Origin of the sequence: Paenibacillus filicis (assembly GCF_038070315.1) — a bacterium.
Taxonomy (GTDB): domain Bacteria; phylum Bacillota; class Bacilli; order Paenibacillales; family NBRC-103111; genus Paenibacillus_G; species Paenibacillus_G filicis.
This window is the reverse complement of sequence record NZ_JBBPCC010000009.1, coordinates 162,076-179,890: the sequence shown is the minus strand read 5'-3', so window position 1 is coordinate 179,890 and position 17,815 is coordinate 162,076. Positions and strand designations below refer to the sequence as shown.

Here is a 17,815-nt window from a genome sequence, read left to right as displayed (position 1 = left end):
AAACAACGCGCAACTCCCCCGCGCCACTTCCGTGACGCGAGTTTCAGCCTCTGCTGCATCCGCTGCCGCAGCCCATGCCCAATCATACGAAGCCCTGGGTCACAGGGAAAGCCAGCTTGAAGATCGTCCCTTCGCCCAGCTTGCTGGACACATCAATCGACCCCTGATGCCTCTGGATAATTTGGCGGACCGTAGACAGTCCAAGTCCTGCCCCCTCATATCCCTGGGCATTGCTGAGACGGGTGAAAGGATCGAATATCGTCGGCAGCTCCTTCTCCTGCATGCCGATCCCGTTGTCCTCCACATAGAAGCAGCACACATCCGGACTCGCCAGCCGGATCGTCCCGAGACGGATACGCGGAGGCCGGTCCGGCGCATGGTATTTGATCGAATTGCCGAGCAGATTTTGAAACAACTGGTACATCTGCGTCCGGTCGGCCTCCAGCTTGGGCAATTCACCCGCCAGCTCAATGCTTCCGCCGCTCTGATTCAATCTGCCGCTCAGATCGGATATGACGTCCCGCAGCACTTCATTCAGATCGACGGTCCGATAACCTGTGATCTGCGCATTCACCTTGGCGAAGGCCAGCAGGTCCGTAATCAGCTTGTCCATCCGCTGGGCGGATGCGGCAATTTGCTCTACCGAAGCCTTGCCTCGCTCATTGAGGCCACTCGCGTGCTTCAGCAGCAGCAGCTCACTAAGCCCGGTGATCGCATGCAGAGGATTGCGCAGATCATGAGAGACGACTTGCGCGAACTCCGCCAGACTTCGATTGCTGCGCTCCAGCTCGCTCTGAATCGACTCCAGCTCTTTCCGCTTCATATTCAGCTCCAGAAAGACCTTGACCTTGCTCAGCAAAATATCCACATCCACCGGCTTGAACAAATAATCGACGGCGCCGGACTCATAGCCCTTGAATACACTCTTGTCCTCTGTATTGATCGCCGTGACGAAAATAATCGGAATCTGCTGCGTTTCCTCGTGGCTGCGCAGCAGCTCCGCCAGCTCGAAGCCGTCCATCTCCGGCATGCTGACATCCAGCAGAATCAGCGCAAAGTCATGGCGGAGAGTCAACGATAGCGCCTCGTTGCCCGAATGGGCCGCATACACCGTACAAGGCAGCGTTTTCAAAATCCTTTCCATCGCGTATAGATTTTCTTTGCGGTCATCGACGACCAGAATCTTCGATAATTGCCCGTCCAGAGCGCCGTTCATAGGTCCTCCTCCTTCTTCCGTCCATGTCTGCGGGCCATCAGGCGCTCACCCAACCCATTCAGGAATGTACCGATATCCTCCAGATCCAGAATATAATCAGGCCCGGCTGCGCGGATCGCCGCGTCTGGCATCGTCGCGCATTCGGACGTTTCCGGATTTTGCACGATGGCCAAGCCGCCGTGTTTTTTGATTCGACGAAGCCCCTGGCTCCCATCCCCGTTCGCCCCGGTCAATACGATACCGATGCAATACTGCTCATATACATAAGCGGCACTCTCGAACAACACATCGATGGACGGACGGGAATGGAGAACAGGCGGATCGACTGATAAGCTCAGACTGCGGTCTTCCTCTACCAGCAGATGGTAGCCTGCAGGCGCCAGATAAGCGTTGCCGGGCTGCACGTATTCCTTATCATCCGCTTCCTTCACCCGGAGGGGCGCCTGGCTGTTCAGATGATCAGCCAGGAAGCTGTCGCAGCCTTCCTTGGTATGCTGCACAATGATCAGCGGCAGCGGGAATTGTGCAGACAGGGCAGACAGCAAGATGCTTAACGCCCGTAAGCCGCCTGCGGAAACACCGATGACAACCGCTTCATACTGTTTCATAAACCTGCTCGCCTCCTGTCTGCTCTGCACCTGCACCGTGCATGACCCTAGGCTGCCCGATCCGGCATCAGGTCAAGGGCTTGCGGAAAATTCGCCAGCGTGACGATACATCCTCATACGTCCTTCTGAGCGAAGAAAACTCCAGCGATTCCTTGCTTCCCAGACATAGAAACCCCCGGTGTACCAGACTTTGATCGAATAGCCGGAACACCTGATTCTGCAGCTGTCTGTCAAAGTAAATCAGCACATTGCGGCATACAATCATATTCATCTCCCCGAACGCGTGGTCCGTCACGAGATTGTGAGCCGTGAACACAATGTTGCGCTTCAGATCCTCGTTCATCTTGGCCATCTGATACTTCGCATAATAGTAGTCGGAGAAGGAAGCCTTACCTCCGCTGCTGTTATAGGTCACGGTAAATTTGCGGATCGCGTCGAGTGGATAGATGCCTTCTTCGGCGATCTTCAGCGACTGCTGGTTCATATCGGTCGCGTAGATTTGCACGCGATCGTAGAAGCCCTCCTCCTGGAGCAGGATCGCCATCGAGTACACCTCTTCCCCGGTGGCGCAGCCCGCATGCCAGATTTTCACGAACGGATACGTCTTGAGTACCGGGATTACCTTGGTCCGAAGCTCCAGGAAAAAGTCCGGATCCCGGAACATCTCCGTCACCGTCACCGACATATTCGTCAGCAGGTCGCGGATGAACCGGTCATCGTGCAGAATGAGCGGGATCAGCTCGGAGAGATGGTTCACCCCCGCCTTCTGCCGGATCACATGCAGACGCCGGAGCAGGGACGAGCGCGCATACTGGCGAAAATCGAAGCCATGCGCCTCATAGATCGCCTGGAGCACCAGATCCGCTTCCAGTTTCTCCAGATCTTTCTCATTCATCATGATTCAAAGAGCCACACGCGGATTAAGGACAGCAGCTTATCCGCATCTATAGGCTTAGTCATATAGTCGTTGGCCCCTCCTTCCATGCATCTCTCACGATCTCCGGCCATCGCCTTGGCTGTGAGAGCGATAATCGGCAGGTGCTGGAAGCTCGGGTTGCTCCGGATGTGGCGCATCGCTTCGTACCCATCCATCACCGGCATCATAATATCCATGATGACCAGCTCGATGCCCGGCTCGCTCTCCAGGCGCTCCAGCGCCAGCTTACCGTTATCGGCCATCACCACATCGAGCCCATGCTGGCGAAGCACCTTGGACAACGCAAACGTATTGCGCAGATCGTCATCGACCAGCAGCACCTTGCGTCCCTGGAGGGTTTCATCCGAATCCAGCGACATCCGGATCATCTGGCGCTGCTTCTCGGGCAGCGTCTTCTGCACGCTGTGCAAAAACAGCGACACCTCGTCCAGCAGGCGCTCGGGAGAGTTCGCCCCCTTGATCACGATACTGTCGGTGAATCGGTTCAATTCCTTGTATTCGTCCTGCGTTAGCTCCTGCCCCGTATTGATAATCATCGGAGGCGTCGCGATGCCGGGGTCCGCAACCAGACGCTCCAGCAACTGCTGCCCGCTCATATCAGGCAGCTTCAGATCCAGTATCACGCAGTCATAGTCGTTCTCCCGGATCAGCGCTAGGCCCTCTTCGCCGGTATACGCACTGTGAATCTCCACTTTCTTATGCTTCAGCAGCGCATGAATGGCCTTGTGATTGCCCGTATCGTCCTCGATAATGAGCACTTGCTTGATTCGCTCATTCACTACACGTTCAATCCGTTCGAACATCGCCTCGATGTCCTCGCCATCCGTAGGCTTGGACAGGAAGCCGACAGCCCCCCTCAGCAGGGAAGCCTTACCGGCGTCCTTGCCAGAAATAATATGGACCGGAATATGCCGGGTATCGCTGTCGAACTTGAGGTGATCGAGCACCTTGAGGCCGTCCATATCCGGCAGGCCTAGATCCAGCAGCACTGCGCTGGGCACATACCGCCTAGCAAGCTGGAGGCCGCTGAAGCCGTCACCCGCGGTCAGGCCAAGAAAGCCCTTCTTGCGGGACAAGTCCAGCAGCACCTTGGCGAAGGCCGGATCGTCCTCGACGATCAGAATCGTCTTCGCCTGACCTTGATTGGCACCGGCATCCTCCAGGCTGCTGCGGTCATCCGGAATAAATTCCCGGATCCGGTACGGCGGCTCGACAGCCGCCTCCCCGTCCCGGGCTCCCGCTGCAGACCCGGTTACAGAGGAAGACGCTGCCACTTGCGGCAGGGATACGAATACGTCACGATCACTGGGATCGGACGAAGCCGTCCAGGCACCGGATGCGGTCCTTCTCTCCGCATTTCCCGTATTCACGGCTGGGGACAGCGGTAAGATAAGCGTGAACGTGCTGCCTACACCCTCCTCGCTATGCAACTGCAGCTCGCCGCCCAGCAGCTTGGTCAGCTCCCGAGAGATCGTCAGCCCGAGTCCCGTTCCTCCATACTTGCGGCTGGTCGAGCCGTCCGCCTGTTGGAACGCTTCGAAAATCGCCTGCTGCTTACGGAGTGGGATACCGATTCCCGTATCCGTAACGGAAAAGGCGAGCTTGCTGCCCTCCTGCGAGTCATGAGCTCTGCCTTCCTGCTCGTCCAAGCGGTAGATGCGAACTGACACGGAGCCGTGATGGGTGAACTTGAACGCATTGGACAGCAGGTTTTTGAGCACCTGCTCCGCACGCTGTCCATCCGTTACAAATGAATCCGGCACTCCCTCTCCCATCGAAAGCTCCAGATTTAGACCTCTGTCCCTGGCCACCGGCTGAAACTGATGCTCCAAATTGCTCACCAGCTTCTCCAGCCGGACCGGTTCCATCCGGATGTCCAGCTTGCCGGCCTCCACCTTGGACAAATCCAGAATATCGTTAATCAGCGTAAGCAGATCGAGTCCTCCGCTATATATGACCTTGGCCGATTCGATCTGATCCTCCGTCAGATTGTGATCGTCGTTGGCTGCCAGCGACTTGGCCAGAATGAGCAGACTATTGAGCGGCGTACGCAGCTCGTGGGACATATTCGCCAGAAATTCCGACTTGTAGCGGCTGGTCTGCTCCAGTTCTGCAGCCTTGACCTGCAGCTCCTGCTGGGAGCGCTGAATAAACGCATTCTGCTTCTCAATATCGGCCTTCTGAAGCTGCAGATAATTCGTTTTTTCCTCGAGCTCCTCATTGATGGCCTGGAGCTCTTCGCTCTGGATACGCTGCTTCTCCTCGGAATGTTTGAGCATTCGAGTCTGCTCCTCCAGCTCCTCATTGGCTGTGCGCAGCTCCTCCTGCTGGGTCTGCAGCTCCTCAGCCAGCAGCTGTGACTCATGGAGCAGCTCCTCCGTTCGCTGCCGGCCTAGGATGCTCTGCACCACCACGCCCAGCGACGACGACAGCTGATCCAGCAAATCCTCCTCGATCGGGGTAAACGCACGAAACGATGCCAGCTCCATCACTCCGATCGCACGGCCCTCGAACAGCACGGGCAGCACCAGCACCGTTCTCGGCTTGCTTTCTCCTAGCCCCGAGCCGATCCGTATGTAATCGTCCGGCACGCCGCTTAGCTGTATGGCTTTGCCCTCAAGTGCCACCTGGCCAACCAGTCCCTCGCCGAGCTCGATGCGCGTGGAGAGTAATTTGCGATCTCTGAACGCGTAGCTGCCGTACATGACGTATACGGGCCTAGAGCCGTGCGTCGTTTCCCTCACGTAGAATACACCCTGCCCCGCCTCCACCAGCTGGCAGATTTCCGAGATCAGCAGGCTCGCCACCTTCTCCAGCGACTCTACCCCTTGCGACAACCCGATCAGACGAGCCAGCTGCGTTTTCAGCCAGAACTGGCGCTCGTTCTCCTGCCTGGCTTCCTTGAGGGATTGCAGCATGTCGCGCAGCGCTATGCTCAGCACATCTCCGTCTGATTTGGGGGTGATAACCTGATTATAGTCCCCCTTGGTGATGCTGCCCGCCTGGACGATGACATTGCGGAGACTATCAATCAGCTCCCTGAAGGCCCCGCTCAGCTCGCCGACCTCGTCGCGTGATGTGACTTCAACCGTAATATCCATCTGCCCGTCCAGGATGTAGCCGATGGACTGCTTCAGCTCCCGAATCGGCCGGAGCAGACGGCGGACGACGATCAAACTTATCAGCAGCGCTGCAGCAAGAAGCAGTATATTCATGCCGGCTACCAGGATCAGCTCTTTGCGGGAGGCACTCTGCATGGCGTTCATGTCCGCTATCAGCACGGAGGACAAAGCATCCTCCGTTTTCTTCATCTGGTCGATTCGCTCGGATGATACCTCGAACCAGACCCTCGGGTCCAGATTGAGCTCCCGTCCGGGCTCAGTGGCCAGCAGAATCTGACGCTGACGCTCAACCTCGGCGAAGGCCCGGTTCGTCGCAGCAGATTTATGCAGCGCTATCGCTTCAGGATCGGCGAACGTCTCGAACACCTGCTGATACACCTGCTGCTCATTAATTACAGCCCCCAGCCGCCGGAAGTCGGCAACCTCCAGCCTTCCCACCGATAGCCTCTCGAAGACAAAGCTGCGTTCCTGGCTCGCCCCGTATTTGCTGCGCGAATAGTTGAGCAGCGCGGACAGCTTCTTGGAAATCTGCACGTCACTGCTCAGATTGATCAGATTCTCATTGGCCTCAAACGACCGGGCAACCGTCTCTCTGTAATAAAGCGCAATATCCGACTCGGTGGATTGCTCCCCTGCCAGCTTGCGACGGACATCCCCGATCTGGTTCAGTTGTCCGGCCAGCCTCTCGAAATCTCCCCAAATTTCCTTATCCAGCGTACTCGGATCCATATCCGTGAACACCTTCCGGAAAGCATCGATACTGCGATCCGTTTGGTTCTGCTGCACATTCATTCCGGAAACCTCCGTTTCCGTCCGGTTGCCGAACATCGTCGACACGAGTCCGCGCTCGATCTGCAGCTCATGAACGAGCTGGTTGGTAGCTACCGCGAGCTTTGTCAGCTCTTCCAGCCTGCTGACACTGTTCAGATGCTGTACCTTTTCCGTGATGGACGATGCGGTGAAATATAGAACGCCCAGCATCGGAAGCGCAATCATGAGTAGAAGCTTGGGCAGTAATTTCAGGTTCTTGATCCATTTCATGAAGTCGTTCCTCGCTTTGTCTGCATCTAGGTTCGGTCTAGCTGAGTGACACAACGGGCACTCCCGCTTCCGTATCTTGAAGATATTCTCCAGCTACCAGAAAAATCCTGCAAAGCGGGTAACCGCCAAGGGTTCAAGAAATAACCTCTCCCTCGATGGTTCGAAAGACTTTGGCTAACCGACTTTGGGCTGCAAGAAACAGCGCGCTATTTTTTTCTGTAATCTCTTCTTCTCCAAAATCACGTGCATCGATGTAAGTCGTGTACCTTAGCTCAATTTGTATAGCTTCTACTTGAGGGATTGCACTGTAATGTGAAACGATGTAACCACCCGTTAGTCCCTTCTCGTCAATTTTGACCACAAATCCTTCTGAGACAAACGCTTCATAGACCATGTTCAGAAAGCTCGGCGAGCAGCTTCTGCCCCCACAGGTTCCGAGTACGACATCAGCCGTCGATTGAATATAGAAGCTATGCAGATCAAGTAAAAGCACTCTATTCTGACTTTGTAATAGGTTCCCGATCTCCTCAGATAAACGATCATGAAACGGCTTATAAATCGTATGTATTCGGTTCGTCATCACTTCTTTTGAAAGCGGACCCTCATAAATGTCTCTTCCAAAGGTCGTTCTATAATAAATTAATGAATTCGTATATTCCTCTTAATATTTAACTCTGGAAGAAACGAATACAGCTGATTCAGAAACCAATCATTATTCGCCAATATCGCTTCCGGCTTCTTTTTCGCTGCCATTTCAGGAGTAAGCAGAGACGAACCGTGTGGAATGGTTGCAAGTAAGCAGAAAGCAAGTCACTTATTTATTTTCTTCTTGCCACTCTACGGAGCGTTTATTGTGAGGAGCATCGATCCTTGATACGCTAGAAACAGAGGAGGTGGATCACGTGGATTGCCATAAGGTAGGAAGGCTCATTCACAGTCTGCGTATAGAAAAAAATATGACACAAAGGAATTTAGCCGATCTTATGCATATTAGCGACAAGACGATCTCCAAATGGGAACGTGGTCTAGGATGTCCGGATGTGTCCTTGCTTAGTGAGCTATCCAACATCTTAGGAGTCAATATTGAGAAGATTTTATTAGGGGACTTAGATCCGAATGAACAGGACAAAGGAAATATGAAAAAGCTGAATTTTTACGCATGTCCGGGCTGCGGCAATGTCACGACCAGTATGGGGGCCATGGGCATTTCATGCTGCGGCAGGATCTTGGAGCCGCTGCTTGCCCAGCCGGAGAATGATGAGCACGAAATAACCGTTCATGCTATTGAAGACGATCATTTTGTGACCATTCAACACGAGATGAGTAGAGACCACTATATATCCTTTGTTGCCTATGTCTCTTATGACAGGTTGATGTTCGTCAAATTGTACCCGGAGCAAGCCGCAGAATTACGATTTCCCAACATGCAGGGCGGAACGTTATACGCCTACTGCAACCGGCATGGATTATGGAAGCATGAGATCATAAAACATGGAGCAAGGAGGGTTTCCTGAAATGGGAAAGGCACTACTTATTATTGACATGCAGGCCAAGCCTTTTGTATGGAAAAATTACGGCGGAAAATCCCTCTATCAAGAAGAAAGACTACTTGAACAGACTAAATGCTTGATTGACCAAGCCCGAATGCGAAACTCCCCCGTATTCTATATCTTGTTTACTGAACAGGAGGGTTCTCTCCGATCTGAAAATCAACCGTTATGGCAGGTACATGAACAGATTGCCCCTCTCGAGCAGGAGTCTCTTATTATCAAATATCATGCGGACTCGTTTCTCGAATCTGAGCTCCACTCGCAGCTGCAGGATTATGGTATTGATGCTTTAGTGATGTGCGGAATTCAAACCGAATATTGCGTGGATACAACGGTGAAGAGCGCTTATTCACACGGTTACCATGTCGAATTGGTAACCGACTGCCACAGCACCTATGACTCCGATGGATTAACAGCCGAACAGATTATCAACCATCATAATAGCATTCTTGAGCCATTCGCTACCCTTGTTCACTCGAGTGAAGTCCAGTTTTAACACGGGGACATCAAGACTTGTCAGCCTAAGGAATACATTTGGCAAATTGTATATATTATCCACTCCATGTTACGATGGATAGGCCCAGTACCTATTAATTATGATTGGGGAGGTCTTTTCCGTGTTGGATCAGCAAGAGATGATCAAGCTAAATAAGGCGGGTTGGAATCAAGTCGCCGGTCAATTTTTCGAAGGAACGTTTGAAGTCCTGGATTATGGACCCTACGCGCCTGCGGAGGAAGAATTAGCTTTACTTGGAGAAATTGCAGATAGCACGATATTAGAAGTAGGTTGTGGGAGCGGACATACGCTGGAATATCTCGCCAAGCGCGGAGCACGCGAGTTATGGGGAGTCGACCTGTCCACTACACAAATTGAGACGGCAAGAAAGGTTGTATCTCCCTTACAGATTCCCATTACGTTTATCGAGTCCCCTATGGAGGACATTCCCAATCTCCCTGAGAACTATTTTGATAAAGCACTATCTGTATACGCACTCGGTTGGACCGTCAACTTACCCCGAACACTCAGTCATATTTATAAAGCGCTGAAGCCAGGCGGTGTTTTCGTTTTTAGTTGGGAGCATCCCGTTCACAGTGTGGTGGATTACGACAATGAAAAGGAAGAGTTGAAGTTTAGACGCTCCTATGTTCAAGAAGGTTTTGAAAAGCACGATAATTGGCGAGGCGCCCTTATCATCATGCACAACAGAAAAATAAGTACGTTCATCAATGATTTAATCCAGGCCGGATTCATCATCGATAAGGTGATCGAAGATTCTGAGGTGAATGATCATGACTCAGATCCATCATCCAAGTGGTATTCCGCCACAAAAGCCCGAATCATCCCCTCTACGCTGATTATAAAGTGTCATAAGGGTTGAATATCCAGGAAGACCGCGAGAAGCTAAGACTCCTTGTGGTCTTTTTTTATCATCACTTCATTTTTATGTAGATCATATTACAATTTGATTTTAATAAAATTAAATGTTATATTTAATTTTATTAAAGGTGGTGTCAGGATGACGATTGAAATTGTCCCGGATTGGATGGTCAATCTGGAAGATGAAGATGTGGTGTTTATTAAGAACTTTCTGCAGGCTTCCGGTTCTCTCAAGGAAGTGGCAAGCCATTACGGCGTAACCTACCCTACGGTTCGGCTCAGACTGGATAGGCTGATTCAGAAGATTCAAATAAGTGAGGACACATCCAATGAGCCTTATATTGGCTTGATCAAACGACTGGTCATCAACGACAAGCTTGACTTTGATACGGCCAAGATTTTGATTTCAGAATTCAAAAAATGGAAAGGAAATCAATAATCATGAATCCTACATTTGCTTTTCTTTGGCTTGCAGCAGGTATAACTGGAGCGATTTTTCTGCAGATTTTTCTCTCGAAGAAAGATAATAAGTGGCCGGGTCTGGTGCTCCCAGCGATATCTTTATTGGTTTCGATCATGGTTGTGTTAGGACTTAGCTTATATATGACGACTGCATCCACCGATCAAAGTTTTAAAACCATCCTAAATGCCGTTCAATTCCCTAAAGTTGCTGCTCTTTTACAAGCCATCTATATTTTTATTCTTTATAATATCCCAACAGCCATCCTGCTCGGTATTTACTATGCCTGTCGCGATAAACGAAACAGGACTAGAGAGCTTGAAAAAATGAGTATTCAGGATTTAAAATAAGGCAAGTTTAAGAGCCGTCCTTGGGGAGACGGCTCTTTGTTTTCGTACTATTGTTTTATAACAGGAGTGCAGAGCTTTACAGAAATAGCGTCCGCAGCTCAAGAAGGTCATCAATGACCGCATCTGCTTGTTCAAGCTCGCTTTCTTGAGCAAAATCAAAGCGGCAGCCAACAGCCATCAAACCATTGTACTTGGCGGCATGAATATCAGACAGCCTGTCACCAATGACCGCCGCCGTTTCGATATGGTATTTATTCAGAATATGACGAACTAAATCTGTCTTATTCTGAGATTGTATCTGTTGAATACTATAGGTTTCTATCACCCAGGCATCCAAACCGAAGTGGCTGACAATGGCTTGCAGGTATTCGACTTCCCCATTGCTAGCGATGAACAAAGAATGCCCGGCTTGCTTCAAATCATGAAGAACCTCACCGACATGCGGATACAGGGCTCCTTTCCCCTGATTAATGTTGGTGATTAAGCTCTCTTGGAAAAATCGGTTCGCCGTTTCTCTAATCGAATCGGAATGATCCGGCAATAGCGTTTCCCAGACGACCGGCAAAGGAACCCCCATGATCTCGCGATATTTTTGAGTTGGAGTTCCGGCCGACCATTCATGTAGAGACCTCAAATAAGCAAAGGTGTCTTCAAGAGATACCTCTAATATTTTGTTCGTTTGGAACAGCGTTCCATCCATATCGAATAGGAGTGATTGGGGCATATCTCACCGCTTTCTGATCCGTTCAGCTGCTGCCTATCGTTTCATGGATCCATATATGACCCAGTATAGCAGTGTTAATCACATTCATAAAGTCACGATAAGTTACGGGCTCAGCCTAGAGTGGCAGACAAACCAATAACCGGCGTCCTCGCCATGAGGAGCCGGCTTTGTATCATTCGCTTCTATATGATATTTATTTAGGCACTCTTCAAATATGGCTCAGGTGCAAGCTTCAACAGGGTCCGCAGCTCATTCAGCAATCCGTCCAATTCGTCCCGCAACGCATGAAGCTCGGTGTAATATTGCTTTTGGATGGCTTGCAGTTGGTCTGGAGACATCGCTTTGAAGGCCACATAATCGTTGTAGCAGCTGCTCGTTTCCGTTACCAGGACATCTTCAAGTTCATGGCCCTTCATGCTCATACACCCCACGATTTGATTATTTATTCCTTTGATCGTTATGGTAATGGTGTAAGCATTTTCAAGTCAATGTATATATTCCAAATTTTCTGAAAATTAACAATAACAAAATCACGGTCCCCATGAAGGGTTCCGTGATTTTGTCGTGGTCCTATATACCTCATCTAGGTTCCGGCGAGGGAACGCTTGTAGCGCTCCGGCGTCTCGCCGACCTGCTGCTTGAAAACGCGGCTGAAGTGGGCCAAATGCTTGAAGCCTACCTTGAAGCAGACCTCGGTCACCGGCAGCTTCGGATCGAGCAAAAACTCGATCCGAGCCTGATTGATCCGGCGCTGGTAGACGAAGTCGAAGATCGTAACTCCCGTCACTTCCTTGAATAGCTTGGACACGTAATACTTGCTTAAGTGCAGATCCTGCTGGAGCTGCTCCAGATGCAGGTCTTCCGTATAATGCGCCTCCAGGTAGGAGATGATCTGCTGGACCGTACGTTCCTTCTCCACCGGCTGGTCGCTCCGGTCCTGCATCGGCTGCAAGCAGTGCTCATAGATCAGGCACAGCAAATCCGCAAACGCGAGCTGACAGCGATAGGCGCCAACGGCATCTCCACGCTGCTCGAACTCATGCATCCGGCGTAAAATATGCTCCACCTCTTCACGGTCGGCTCCCCCCAGGCGCAGCCTGTAGTTCCCTAGCTCCTGGAACGGCTGGAAGATGGGCAGCTGCGGATGAGCCGGCAGCAGAGGCTGCAGCGCTCCAGGCTCAAAATGAACCATCGAGCGGACATAGGGAACGGCCGGATCTATTTTGGCGCAGTGCAGCGTCATGCCATTCATCAGAATCAGATCGCCCGGAGCCAGTACATAAATCCGGTCGCCGATCAAGTAGTTACACACACCGCTATGAAAAAAGTAGACCTCATAATGCGAATGAGAATGAAACATAGGCTTTAACGGCTGATCTGCCTTGTACGTGTAGGTAAAGAACATACCCGGGTCAACAGTCCTTGCACACATGGGAACCTCCGAAAACTTCGGTGTTTCCCCCAGCATACCATGAGACTGTATCCCCGTACAATCGGACCGCTCGCCGCCTGCGTTAGTTCGTTGATTAAAGCAGCTGCCGGATCTGATCGGCATAATGGCGGAGCATTTCTTTCGAGCCGAACTGTCCGCTAAAATCCTCGACACCCAGATAGCCTTCGTAGCCGACAGCCTTCAGGTCTTCTATCACTTGGGCCCAAGACACAATGCCTTGGAACATCGGCTGCCAGCCTGCGTTCCAGGATGGAGCACCTGCCTGATCGGTACCTTCTTGACGCCAGATCGCATTCTTCACGTGCACATGGGCCAGATACGGGCCGAGCAGCTCAAGGCCGAACCGGTAGTTCTCGTAGCCTTCGTGCACGAGATTGCCTGGGTCGTACAACACTCCGACACTATCAGGGTCAAATCCTTCCACGAGCCGGTAAGCTGCGCTCGCGCTGGCAGCGATCGTATTGTGATGGGTCTCAAGCAGCCCCTTCACGCCATACTGCTTGCAGAGCGGAGCGGCTTCCTTCAGGTAAGCCAACCCTTCGGCGAACAGCTCACGGGCATGTCGCGTCCGGTTATAGCCCGGGACAGCCAGCCGGATGTAAGACGCGCCGATATGACGAGCCGCCGCCAGTACCCGCTCAGTTGCCTCGAGATCGCCGACCGTGAGGTAAGGAGTTACGCTGAGCGTCGTCAGCCCTTGTGCATCGGCTGCCGTCTTGAAGCGATCCCATACCCCCTCGCCGCCTTGCTCGGGAATCGAGCACAGATTGTTACGCCAGAAGGACGGCGCTTCGCCAGCCAACTCCGCCGGAACGTCCTTGTATCGCCACTCGATGCCGTCAATTCCTGCTTCCTTGGCAGCGACCGCCAGCTCCTCCGGCGTCAGATCGGGCGTGGATACTGTGAATACGGATAGCTTCATCGCTCGTTACACTCCTTTGGGCTGGCCGACAGCCGAGCCTTGAATATGAACAGCCTGCTGCTGCGCGATCAGGCACAGCTCCGCAGCCTTGAACGTATGCTCCTGGGTCATCGCCAGCTCTGTCCGGTTGATGCAGTCCAGGATCAGCTCGCCGAAGAACGGATACCCGACCTGACCGGTCACGTTCAGATGATGCTCCTTCTGCCCGTCCACCAGGTAGATATGATCGCCCGTCGCTTCGCGGCCGACATCGATATACTTGCGCAGCTCGATATAGCCCTTCGTGCCCTGAATGATCGTCCGTCCGTCCCCCCACGTGCCGAGACCGTCCGGTGTCAGCCAGTCAACCCGGAAATAACCGGTTGCCCCGTTGTCCCCGATCAGGGTCGCGTCCCCGAAATCCTCCAGCTCCGGATAAGCCGGATTGTTGAAGTTACCGACCTTGCTATGCACGACTCTGGCGTTCGTGTTACCGGTGAAGTACAGGAACTGCTCGATCTGATGGCTCCCGATATCGCACAGGATGCCGCCATAGCGCTCATGCTGGAAGAACCAGTCCGGGCGACCAGCGGCACCAAGCCGGTGCGGCCCGAGCCCGAGCACTTGCACGACGTCGCCGATGGCGCCTTCCTTGACGAGCTTGCCGGCATAGACGGCACTCTCGACGTGAAGCCGTTCGCTGTAATACACCGCATACTTGCGGCCAGTCGCCTTCACCGTCTCGCGAGCCTCCGCCAGCTGCGCCAGCGTCGTGAACGGTGTCTTATCCGTGAAGTAGTCCTTGCCGTGCTTCATCACCTGGACGCCCAGCGGGCCGCGTTCCGACGGAACCGCCGCCGCGGCCACAAGCTGAACTTCAGGGTCCTGTAAAATCTCCTGCAACGAGGAAGCCGCCTTGGCCTGCGGGTAGCGCTCCAGGAAGCCCGCTACCTTCGCCGGATCCGGTTCATAGACCCACTTCAGCTCTGCTCCCGCTTCGATGAGACCGTTGCACATGCCGTAAATATGACCGTGGTCCAGCGCAACCGCAGCGAAGATAAACTCCCCAGCACTCACGACCGGGCTCGGCTTGCCTTCCGGCGCATAATTCATCCCGTCCTTGACATCTACCACAGGTTCGCTCCCCTTTCTTAGTGCGTGCCGCCCACTTCAAGCGTCTTGTATTCGCCAGACTTCTTCTCCGTCGACGATGCGTCGATGCGCTCCTGCAGCTTGGACAGGAACAGCTCCTCGTCGATCGGCAGATCCACCCAGTTGTCCGTCCATGTGGACAGCAGCATGGCGTTGGAGATCATCAGCCCCTTGATGCCTTCTTCGCCCGGTGCCAGCAGCGGCGTACCGTTGGCAATCGCGCTCACCCAGTTCGCGGTGATACCTTTATGCTGCGGGCTGTCACCCGGCGTGGCGATCGGAATTTTCCAGCATTCCGGCTGGCCAAAGCCGCCCTTGAACGTACGGTTGAACTCCGATTCCGAGACGCGCAGACGATGGAACGTCATAGCGCCGTCTTCGATCACGACTTTGCCGCGGTCGCCTGCTACTTCGAAGCGGTTCGTTCCCGGCGCTTCGCAGGTAGAGGTCACGAACACACCCGTTGCTCCGTTCTCATACTCGGCATAAGCCGTCACTTCGTTCTCCACCTCGATGTTGCGGTGCTTGCCGAACGAGCAGAACGCCCGGATGCGGGTAGGCATCATGCCGATCGTCCACTGCCACAGATCGAGCTGGTGAGGGTCCTGATTGATCAGAACGCCGCCGCCTTCGCCTGCCCATGTCGCACGCCAGCCGCCGGAATCGTAGTAGCTTTGAGAGCGGTACCAATCCGTAATAATCCAGTTCGTACGGCGTACCTCGCCCAGCTCGCCGGACTCGATCAGATCGCGCAGCTTGGCATACAACGGGTTGGTGCGCTGATTGTACATGATGCCGAATACACGTCCCGATTCCTTGGCAGCTTCATTCATCTCGCGAACCTGCTTGGTGTAGACGCCTGCCGGCTTTTCGATCAGCACGTGCAGTCCCTTGCGCAGCGCCTGGATCGCCTGCTCCGGATGGAAATAATGCGGCGTGTTGATAATGACAGCGTCTACATCTCCCGAATCGAGCAAAGCCTCATAGCTGGTGAAGCGCTTTACATTGTCGCCGAGATGCTCAGCTGCCCAAGCGAGACGGTCCTCCCGCAGGTCGCAGATCGCGGCCAGCTCGCCGTTTGGCACCTCTTTGTCTATCAAATACTTCGCGTGGCCGGTTCCCATATTGCCGAGACCTACCAGTCCGATACGTACCTTCGTCATGGAGACACATTCCTTTCGGGATCGTCTTTTGTTGTGGATGGCTAACGTCTTGCCTTCCTTAATGGTAGCATGAACCTCGCGGCGGCACTTCACTTGCGTTGCCCAATTCCGATAGCTGATTTAACTGTGGTTGCTGTGTGCTCGGATCACGATACGGGTTTGCCCTCCATGACGCGGCGAAGAGCCTTGCATGCGCAAGGCTCCGTCTAAAGCGCGGACAGAGGGATCTGACATCAGGAGATAAACCCTTTCTCCATCGCCCTCGCTTTCTCGCGCAGCGTATAGTATTTCAGCTTGGCCGCTTCCAGTGTCGTCTCCTGACCATGCACCTTCAGATCAAATTTATTCAGATCATGCAGGGAAATCACACCGGCATCGTAACGGAGCTTCATCTTGTCCCGGTCCGATTTCACTTCGGTCGTCAGCCTCGCCTCAGCCAGACAGCTCTGGTATGCCTTCTCGGCGTCCGTATAGGTGGCCTCGATCTTCTTGGTCAGCTCCAGCTGGGTCTGCACATTCTTGGAGCCGGCGATCGCCGTATTCGCGCCAAGGTAACTGCCTCCATAGGTGGAGCCTGTTACCGTATTAGACTGCTGCCATACCGCTTCATCCAGGTTGTTGGCGCTGGTCTTCATCCCGTACGAGCCTTCCAGCAGCTTTTTGGTGTCCGCACGGACGATCGGCGAGATCGGGCCTTCCGACAGCTCGGCGATATCCTTCAGCTCCAGCTCGGGATTGAACTTGATGCCGATATCGAAGGACAACTGCACCAGTGCCAGCCGGTAGTTCTGGACCAGCGCCGTCATGTCCTCCTGGTGCTTGGACAGCGCCTTGCCGGCGGTCAGCACATCCTCGGCCGAGGCCAGCCCCTGCTCCTGCAGAAGGTTAGCCCGGGTCACTTCCTTCTTCAGCGTGGCCTCGTATTCATTCATAAAAGCAAGCTGCTTCTTCTGCCCAAGCAGCTGAGCGTACTGCGCGATCGTTTGCAGCCGAATACCCTCCGTCGCTTCATCCCGCTGCAGCAGCGTATTGCGCTGGTCGCTGTAGAGCTGGTGAGCGGCGGATTTCATCTGCTCCCGCTGCGAGGCCAGAATCTTGTTGATGCCATCTGACATCGCACCCATCCCCTGAATCACCTGATTGACCGCCTTGTTCGTGACCGTCGTCATCGGACCGATCCACAGATTCTCCGCCGGATCGACGACGATGCCTTGGGCGGCCATGCCGGCCAGCAGCTCCTGCGGCGTATCCGGCAGGTGGGCATTGCCCGGCGAAGCACCGTACAGGTTGGAGGCCTGGTCCTCCAGGTCATGCTGCTTGGTGCTTTGCGCCGCATACTTGAGCAGCAGCAGCTGCAGGTTGGTCGAGTCCTTCAGCGCCCGGTCCAGCACGGCAGGCAAATCCAGCGAACTCACAGTGTCCAGCGTCAGGTCATTCACGTAGATCGCCTGCTTGGCATCGGCCGCATCATTGGCGGCATACGCCAGAGGCTGCACCGAACTCACCAGCAATGCAATCGCGGCGCATAAGCCCGCCATCTTCTTAACAGATACGTTCATCCTTCTACATCTCCTTCTATCCTGAAATAACAGAGTCCGGTCCAGTGGCTGGACCTTGTTAGGGAACCCTCGACATCGGCGACGCCGATTTCGAGGATCTTCCTCGACATTCATCTTCTGCTGGCGGCGCGCATAGCAGCGCCATCGATGTCTAATCGGTGTCTGAATCGTGCTGATCGATGCTTCATCATCAAGCTTCCG

The 17,815-nt window shown here is 53.5% G+C and carries 17 protein-coding genes; 5 read left to right on the top strand and 12 right to left on the bottom strand.

Features of this window, described 5'->3' with window-relative positions; all coding sequences use genetic code 11:
- Positions 1-82: 82 nt before the first annotated feature.
- The 5 genes from WMW72_RS15660 to WMW72_RS15640 form a co-directional block, all read right to left on the bottom strand.
- On the bottom strand, positions 83-1,216 hold the full coding sequence (locus WMW72_RS15660) for an ATP-binding protein (protein ID WP_341416439.1): 1,134 nt from the start codon (positions 1,214-1,216) through the stop codon (positions 83-85).
- Positions 1,213-1,824: a chemotaxis protein CheB gene (locus tag WMW72_RS15655; RefSeq protein WP_341416438.1), complete on the bottom strand. Its 612-nt coding sequence runs from the start codon at positions 1,822-1,824 to the stop codon at positions 1,213-1,215. The genes WMW72_RS15660 and WMW72_RS15655 overlap by 4 nt, the downstream gene beginning before the upstream one ends.
- Positions 1,825-1,891: 67 nt before the next feature.
- On the bottom strand, positions 1,892-2,722 hold the full coding sequence (locus WMW72_RS15650; RefSeq protein WP_341416436.1) for a CheR family methyltransferase: 831 nt from the start codon (positions 2,720-2,722) through the stop codon (positions 1,892-1,894).
- Positions 2,719-6,924: a response regulator gene (locus WMW72_RS15645; RefSeq protein WP_341416435.1), complete on the bottom strand. Its 4,206-nt coding sequence runs from the start codon at positions 6,922-6,924 to the stop codon at positions 2,719-2,721. The genes WMW72_RS15650 and WMW72_RS15645 overlap by 4 nt, the downstream gene beginning before the upstream one ends.
- A gap of 133 nt (positions 6,925-7,057) precedes the next feature.
- Entirely contained in the window at positions 7,058-7,564 is a 507-nt protein-coding gene (locus WMW72_RS15640) for an N-formylglutamate amidohydrolase (RefSeq protein WP_479724854.1), read from the bottom strand.
- A 262-nt stretch (positions 7,565-7,826) separates the two neighbouring features.
- On the opposite strand from WMW72_RS15640, the gene WMW72_RS15635 reads away from it, so the two are divergent.
- The 5 genes from WMW72_RS15635 to WMW72_RS15615 all read left to right on the top strand — a co-directional run bounded on the left by WMW72_RS15635 (position 7,827) and on the right by WMW72_RS15615 (position 10,662).
- On the top strand, positions 7,827-8,438 hold the full coding sequence (locus WMW72_RS15635; RefSeq protein ID WP_341416434.1) for a helix-turn-helix domain-containing protein: 612 nt from the start codon (positions 7,827-7,829) through the stop codon (positions 8,436-8,438).
- A 1-nt stretch (position 8,439) separates the two neighbouring features.
- Entirely contained in the window at positions 8,440-8,970 is a 531-nt protein-coding gene (locus WMW72_RS15630; protein ID WP_341416433.1) for a cysteine hydrolase family protein, read from the top strand.
- 121 nt (positions 8,971-9,091) lie between these two features.
- Positions 9,092-9,853: a class I SAM-dependent methyltransferase gene (locus WMW72_RS15625; protein WP_341416432.1), complete on the top strand. Its 762-nt coding sequence runs from the start codon at positions 9,092-9,094 to the stop codon at positions 9,851-9,853.
- Positions 9,854-9,991: 138 nt separating this feature from the next.
- Positions 9,992-10,291 carry a DUF2089 family protein gene (locus WMW72_RS15620; protein ID WP_341416431.1) on the top strand — a complete coding sequence of 100 codons (300 nt, stop codon included), beginning with the start codon at positions 9,992-9,994 and terminating at the stop codon, positions 10,289-10,291.
- 2 nt (positions 10,292-10,293) lie between these two features.
- The gene (locus WMW72_RS15615; protein WP_341416430.1) at positions 10,294-10,662 is read left to right on the top strand and encodes a hypothetical protein; all 369 of its coding nucleotides are present in this window, start codon (positions 10,294-10,296) and stop codon (positions 10,660-10,662) included.
- 76 nt (positions 10,663-10,738) lie between these two features.
- On the opposite strand, the gene WMW72_RS15610 is transcribed toward WMW72_RS15615, so the two are convergent.
- The 7 genes from WMW72_RS15610 to WMW72_RS15580 all read right to left on the bottom strand — a co-directional run bounded on the left by WMW72_RS15610 (position 10,739) and on the right by WMW72_RS15580 (position 17,614).
- Positions 10,739-11,386, bottom strand: coding sequence for an HAD-IA family hydrolase (locus WMW72_RS15610; protein ID WP_341416429.1), 648 nt, complete (start codon positions 11,384-11,386; stop codon positions 10,739-10,741).
- 197 nt (positions 11,387-11,583) lie between these two features.
- Positions 11,584-11,802 (bottom strand): hypothetical protein, encoded by a 219-nt coding sequence (locus WMW72_RS15605; RefSeq protein ID WP_341416428.1) that lies wholly within the window; start codon positions 11,800-11,802, stop codon positions 11,584-11,586.
- A gap of 167 nt (positions 11,803-11,969) precedes the next feature.
- On the bottom strand, positions 11,970-12,746 hold the full coding sequence (locus tag WMW72_RS15600) for a helix-turn-helix transcriptional regulator (RefSeq protein WP_341416427.1): 777 nt from the start codon (positions 12,744-12,746) through the stop codon (positions 11,970-11,972).
- A gap of 166 nt (positions 12,747-12,912) precedes the next feature.
- Positions 12,913-13,761 carry a sugar phosphate isomerase/epimerase family protein gene (locus WMW72_RS15595; RefSeq protein ID WP_341416426.1) on the bottom strand — a complete coding sequence of 283 codons (849 nt, stop codon included), beginning with the start codon at positions 13,759-13,761 and terminating at the stop codon, positions 12,913-12,915.
- A 6-nt stretch (positions 13,762-13,767) separates the two neighbouring features.
- Positions 13,768-14,853 carry a Gfo/Idh/MocA family protein gene (locus tag WMW72_RS15590; protein ID WP_341416524.1) on the bottom strand — a complete coding sequence of 362 codons (1,086 nt, stop codon included), beginning with the start codon at positions 14,851-14,853 and terminating at the stop codon, positions 13,768-13,770.
- A 38-nt stretch (positions 14,854-14,891) separates the two neighbouring features.
- Complete coding sequence (locus tag WMW72_RS15585; RefSeq protein WP_341416425.1) at positions 14,892-16,055, bottom strand: Gfo/Idh/MocA family protein; 1,164 nt, start codon at positions 16,053-16,055, stop codon at positions 14,892-14,894.
- A gap of 233 nt (positions 16,056-16,288) precedes the next feature.
- Positions 16,289-17,614 carry a TolC family protein gene (locus WMW72_RS15580; protein ID WP_341416424.1) on the bottom strand — a complete coding sequence of 442 codons (1,326 nt, stop codon included), beginning with the start codon at positions 17,612-17,614 and terminating at the stop codon, positions 16,289-16,291.
- Positions 17,615-17,815: the final 201 nt, after the last annotated feature.

Coding starts and splice junctions, on each gene's coding strand:
- WMW72_RS15610 (WP_341416429.1), bottom strand. CDS start 11,386: ATGCCCCAATCACTCCTATTCGATATGGATGGAACGCTGTTCCAAACG.
- WMW72_RS15630 (WP_341416433.1), top strand. CDS start 8,440: ATGGGAAAGGCACTACTTATTATTGACATGCAGGCCAAGCCTTTTGTA.
- WMW72_RS15600 (WP_341416427.1), bottom strand. CDS start 12,746: ATGTTTCATTCTCATTCGCATTATGAGGTCTACTTTTTTCATAGCGGT.
- WMW72_RS15605 (WP_341416428.1), bottom strand. CDS start 11,802: ATGAAGGGCCATGAACTTGAAGATGTCCTGGTAACGGAAACGAGCAGC.
- WMW72_RS15580 (WP_341416424.1), bottom strand. CDS start 17,614: ATGAACGTATCTGTTAAGAAGATGGCGGGCTTATGCGCCGCGATTGCA.
- WMW72_RS15590 (WP_341416524.1), bottom strand. CDS start 14,853: ATGAATTATGCGCCGGAAGGCAAGCCGAGCCCGGTCGTGAGTGCTGGG.
- WMW72_RS15620 (WP_341416431.1), top strand. CDS start 9,992: ATGACGATTGAAATTGTCCCGGATTGGATGGTCAATCTGGAAGATGAA.
- WMW72_RS15645 (WP_341416435.1), bottom strand. CDS start 6,924: ATGAAATGGATCAAGAACCTGAAATTACTGCCCAAGCTTCTACTCATG.
- WMW72_RS15585 (WP_341416425.1), bottom strand. CDS start 16,055: ATGACGAAGGTACGTATCGGACTGGTAGGTCTCGGCAATATGGGAACC.
- WMW72_RS15660 (WP_341416439.1), bottom strand. CDS start 1,216: ATGAACGGCGCTCTGGACGGGCAATTATCGAAGATTCTGGTCGTCGAT.
- WMW72_RS15595 (WP_341416426.1), bottom strand. CDS start 13,761: ATGAAGCTATCCGTATTCACAGTATCCACGCCCGATCTGACGCCGGAG.
- WMW72_RS15655 (WP_341416438.1), bottom strand. CDS start 1,824: ATGAAACAGTATGAAGCGGTTGTCATCGGTGTTTCCGCAGGCGGCTTA.
- WMW72_RS15615 (WP_341416430.1), top strand. CDS start 10,294: ATGAATCCTACATTTGCTTTTCTTTGGCTTGCAGCAGGTATAACTGGA.
- WMW72_RS15650 (WP_341416436.1), bottom strand. CDS start 2,722: ATGATGAATGAGAAAGATCTGGAGAAACTGGAAGCGGATCTGGTGCTC.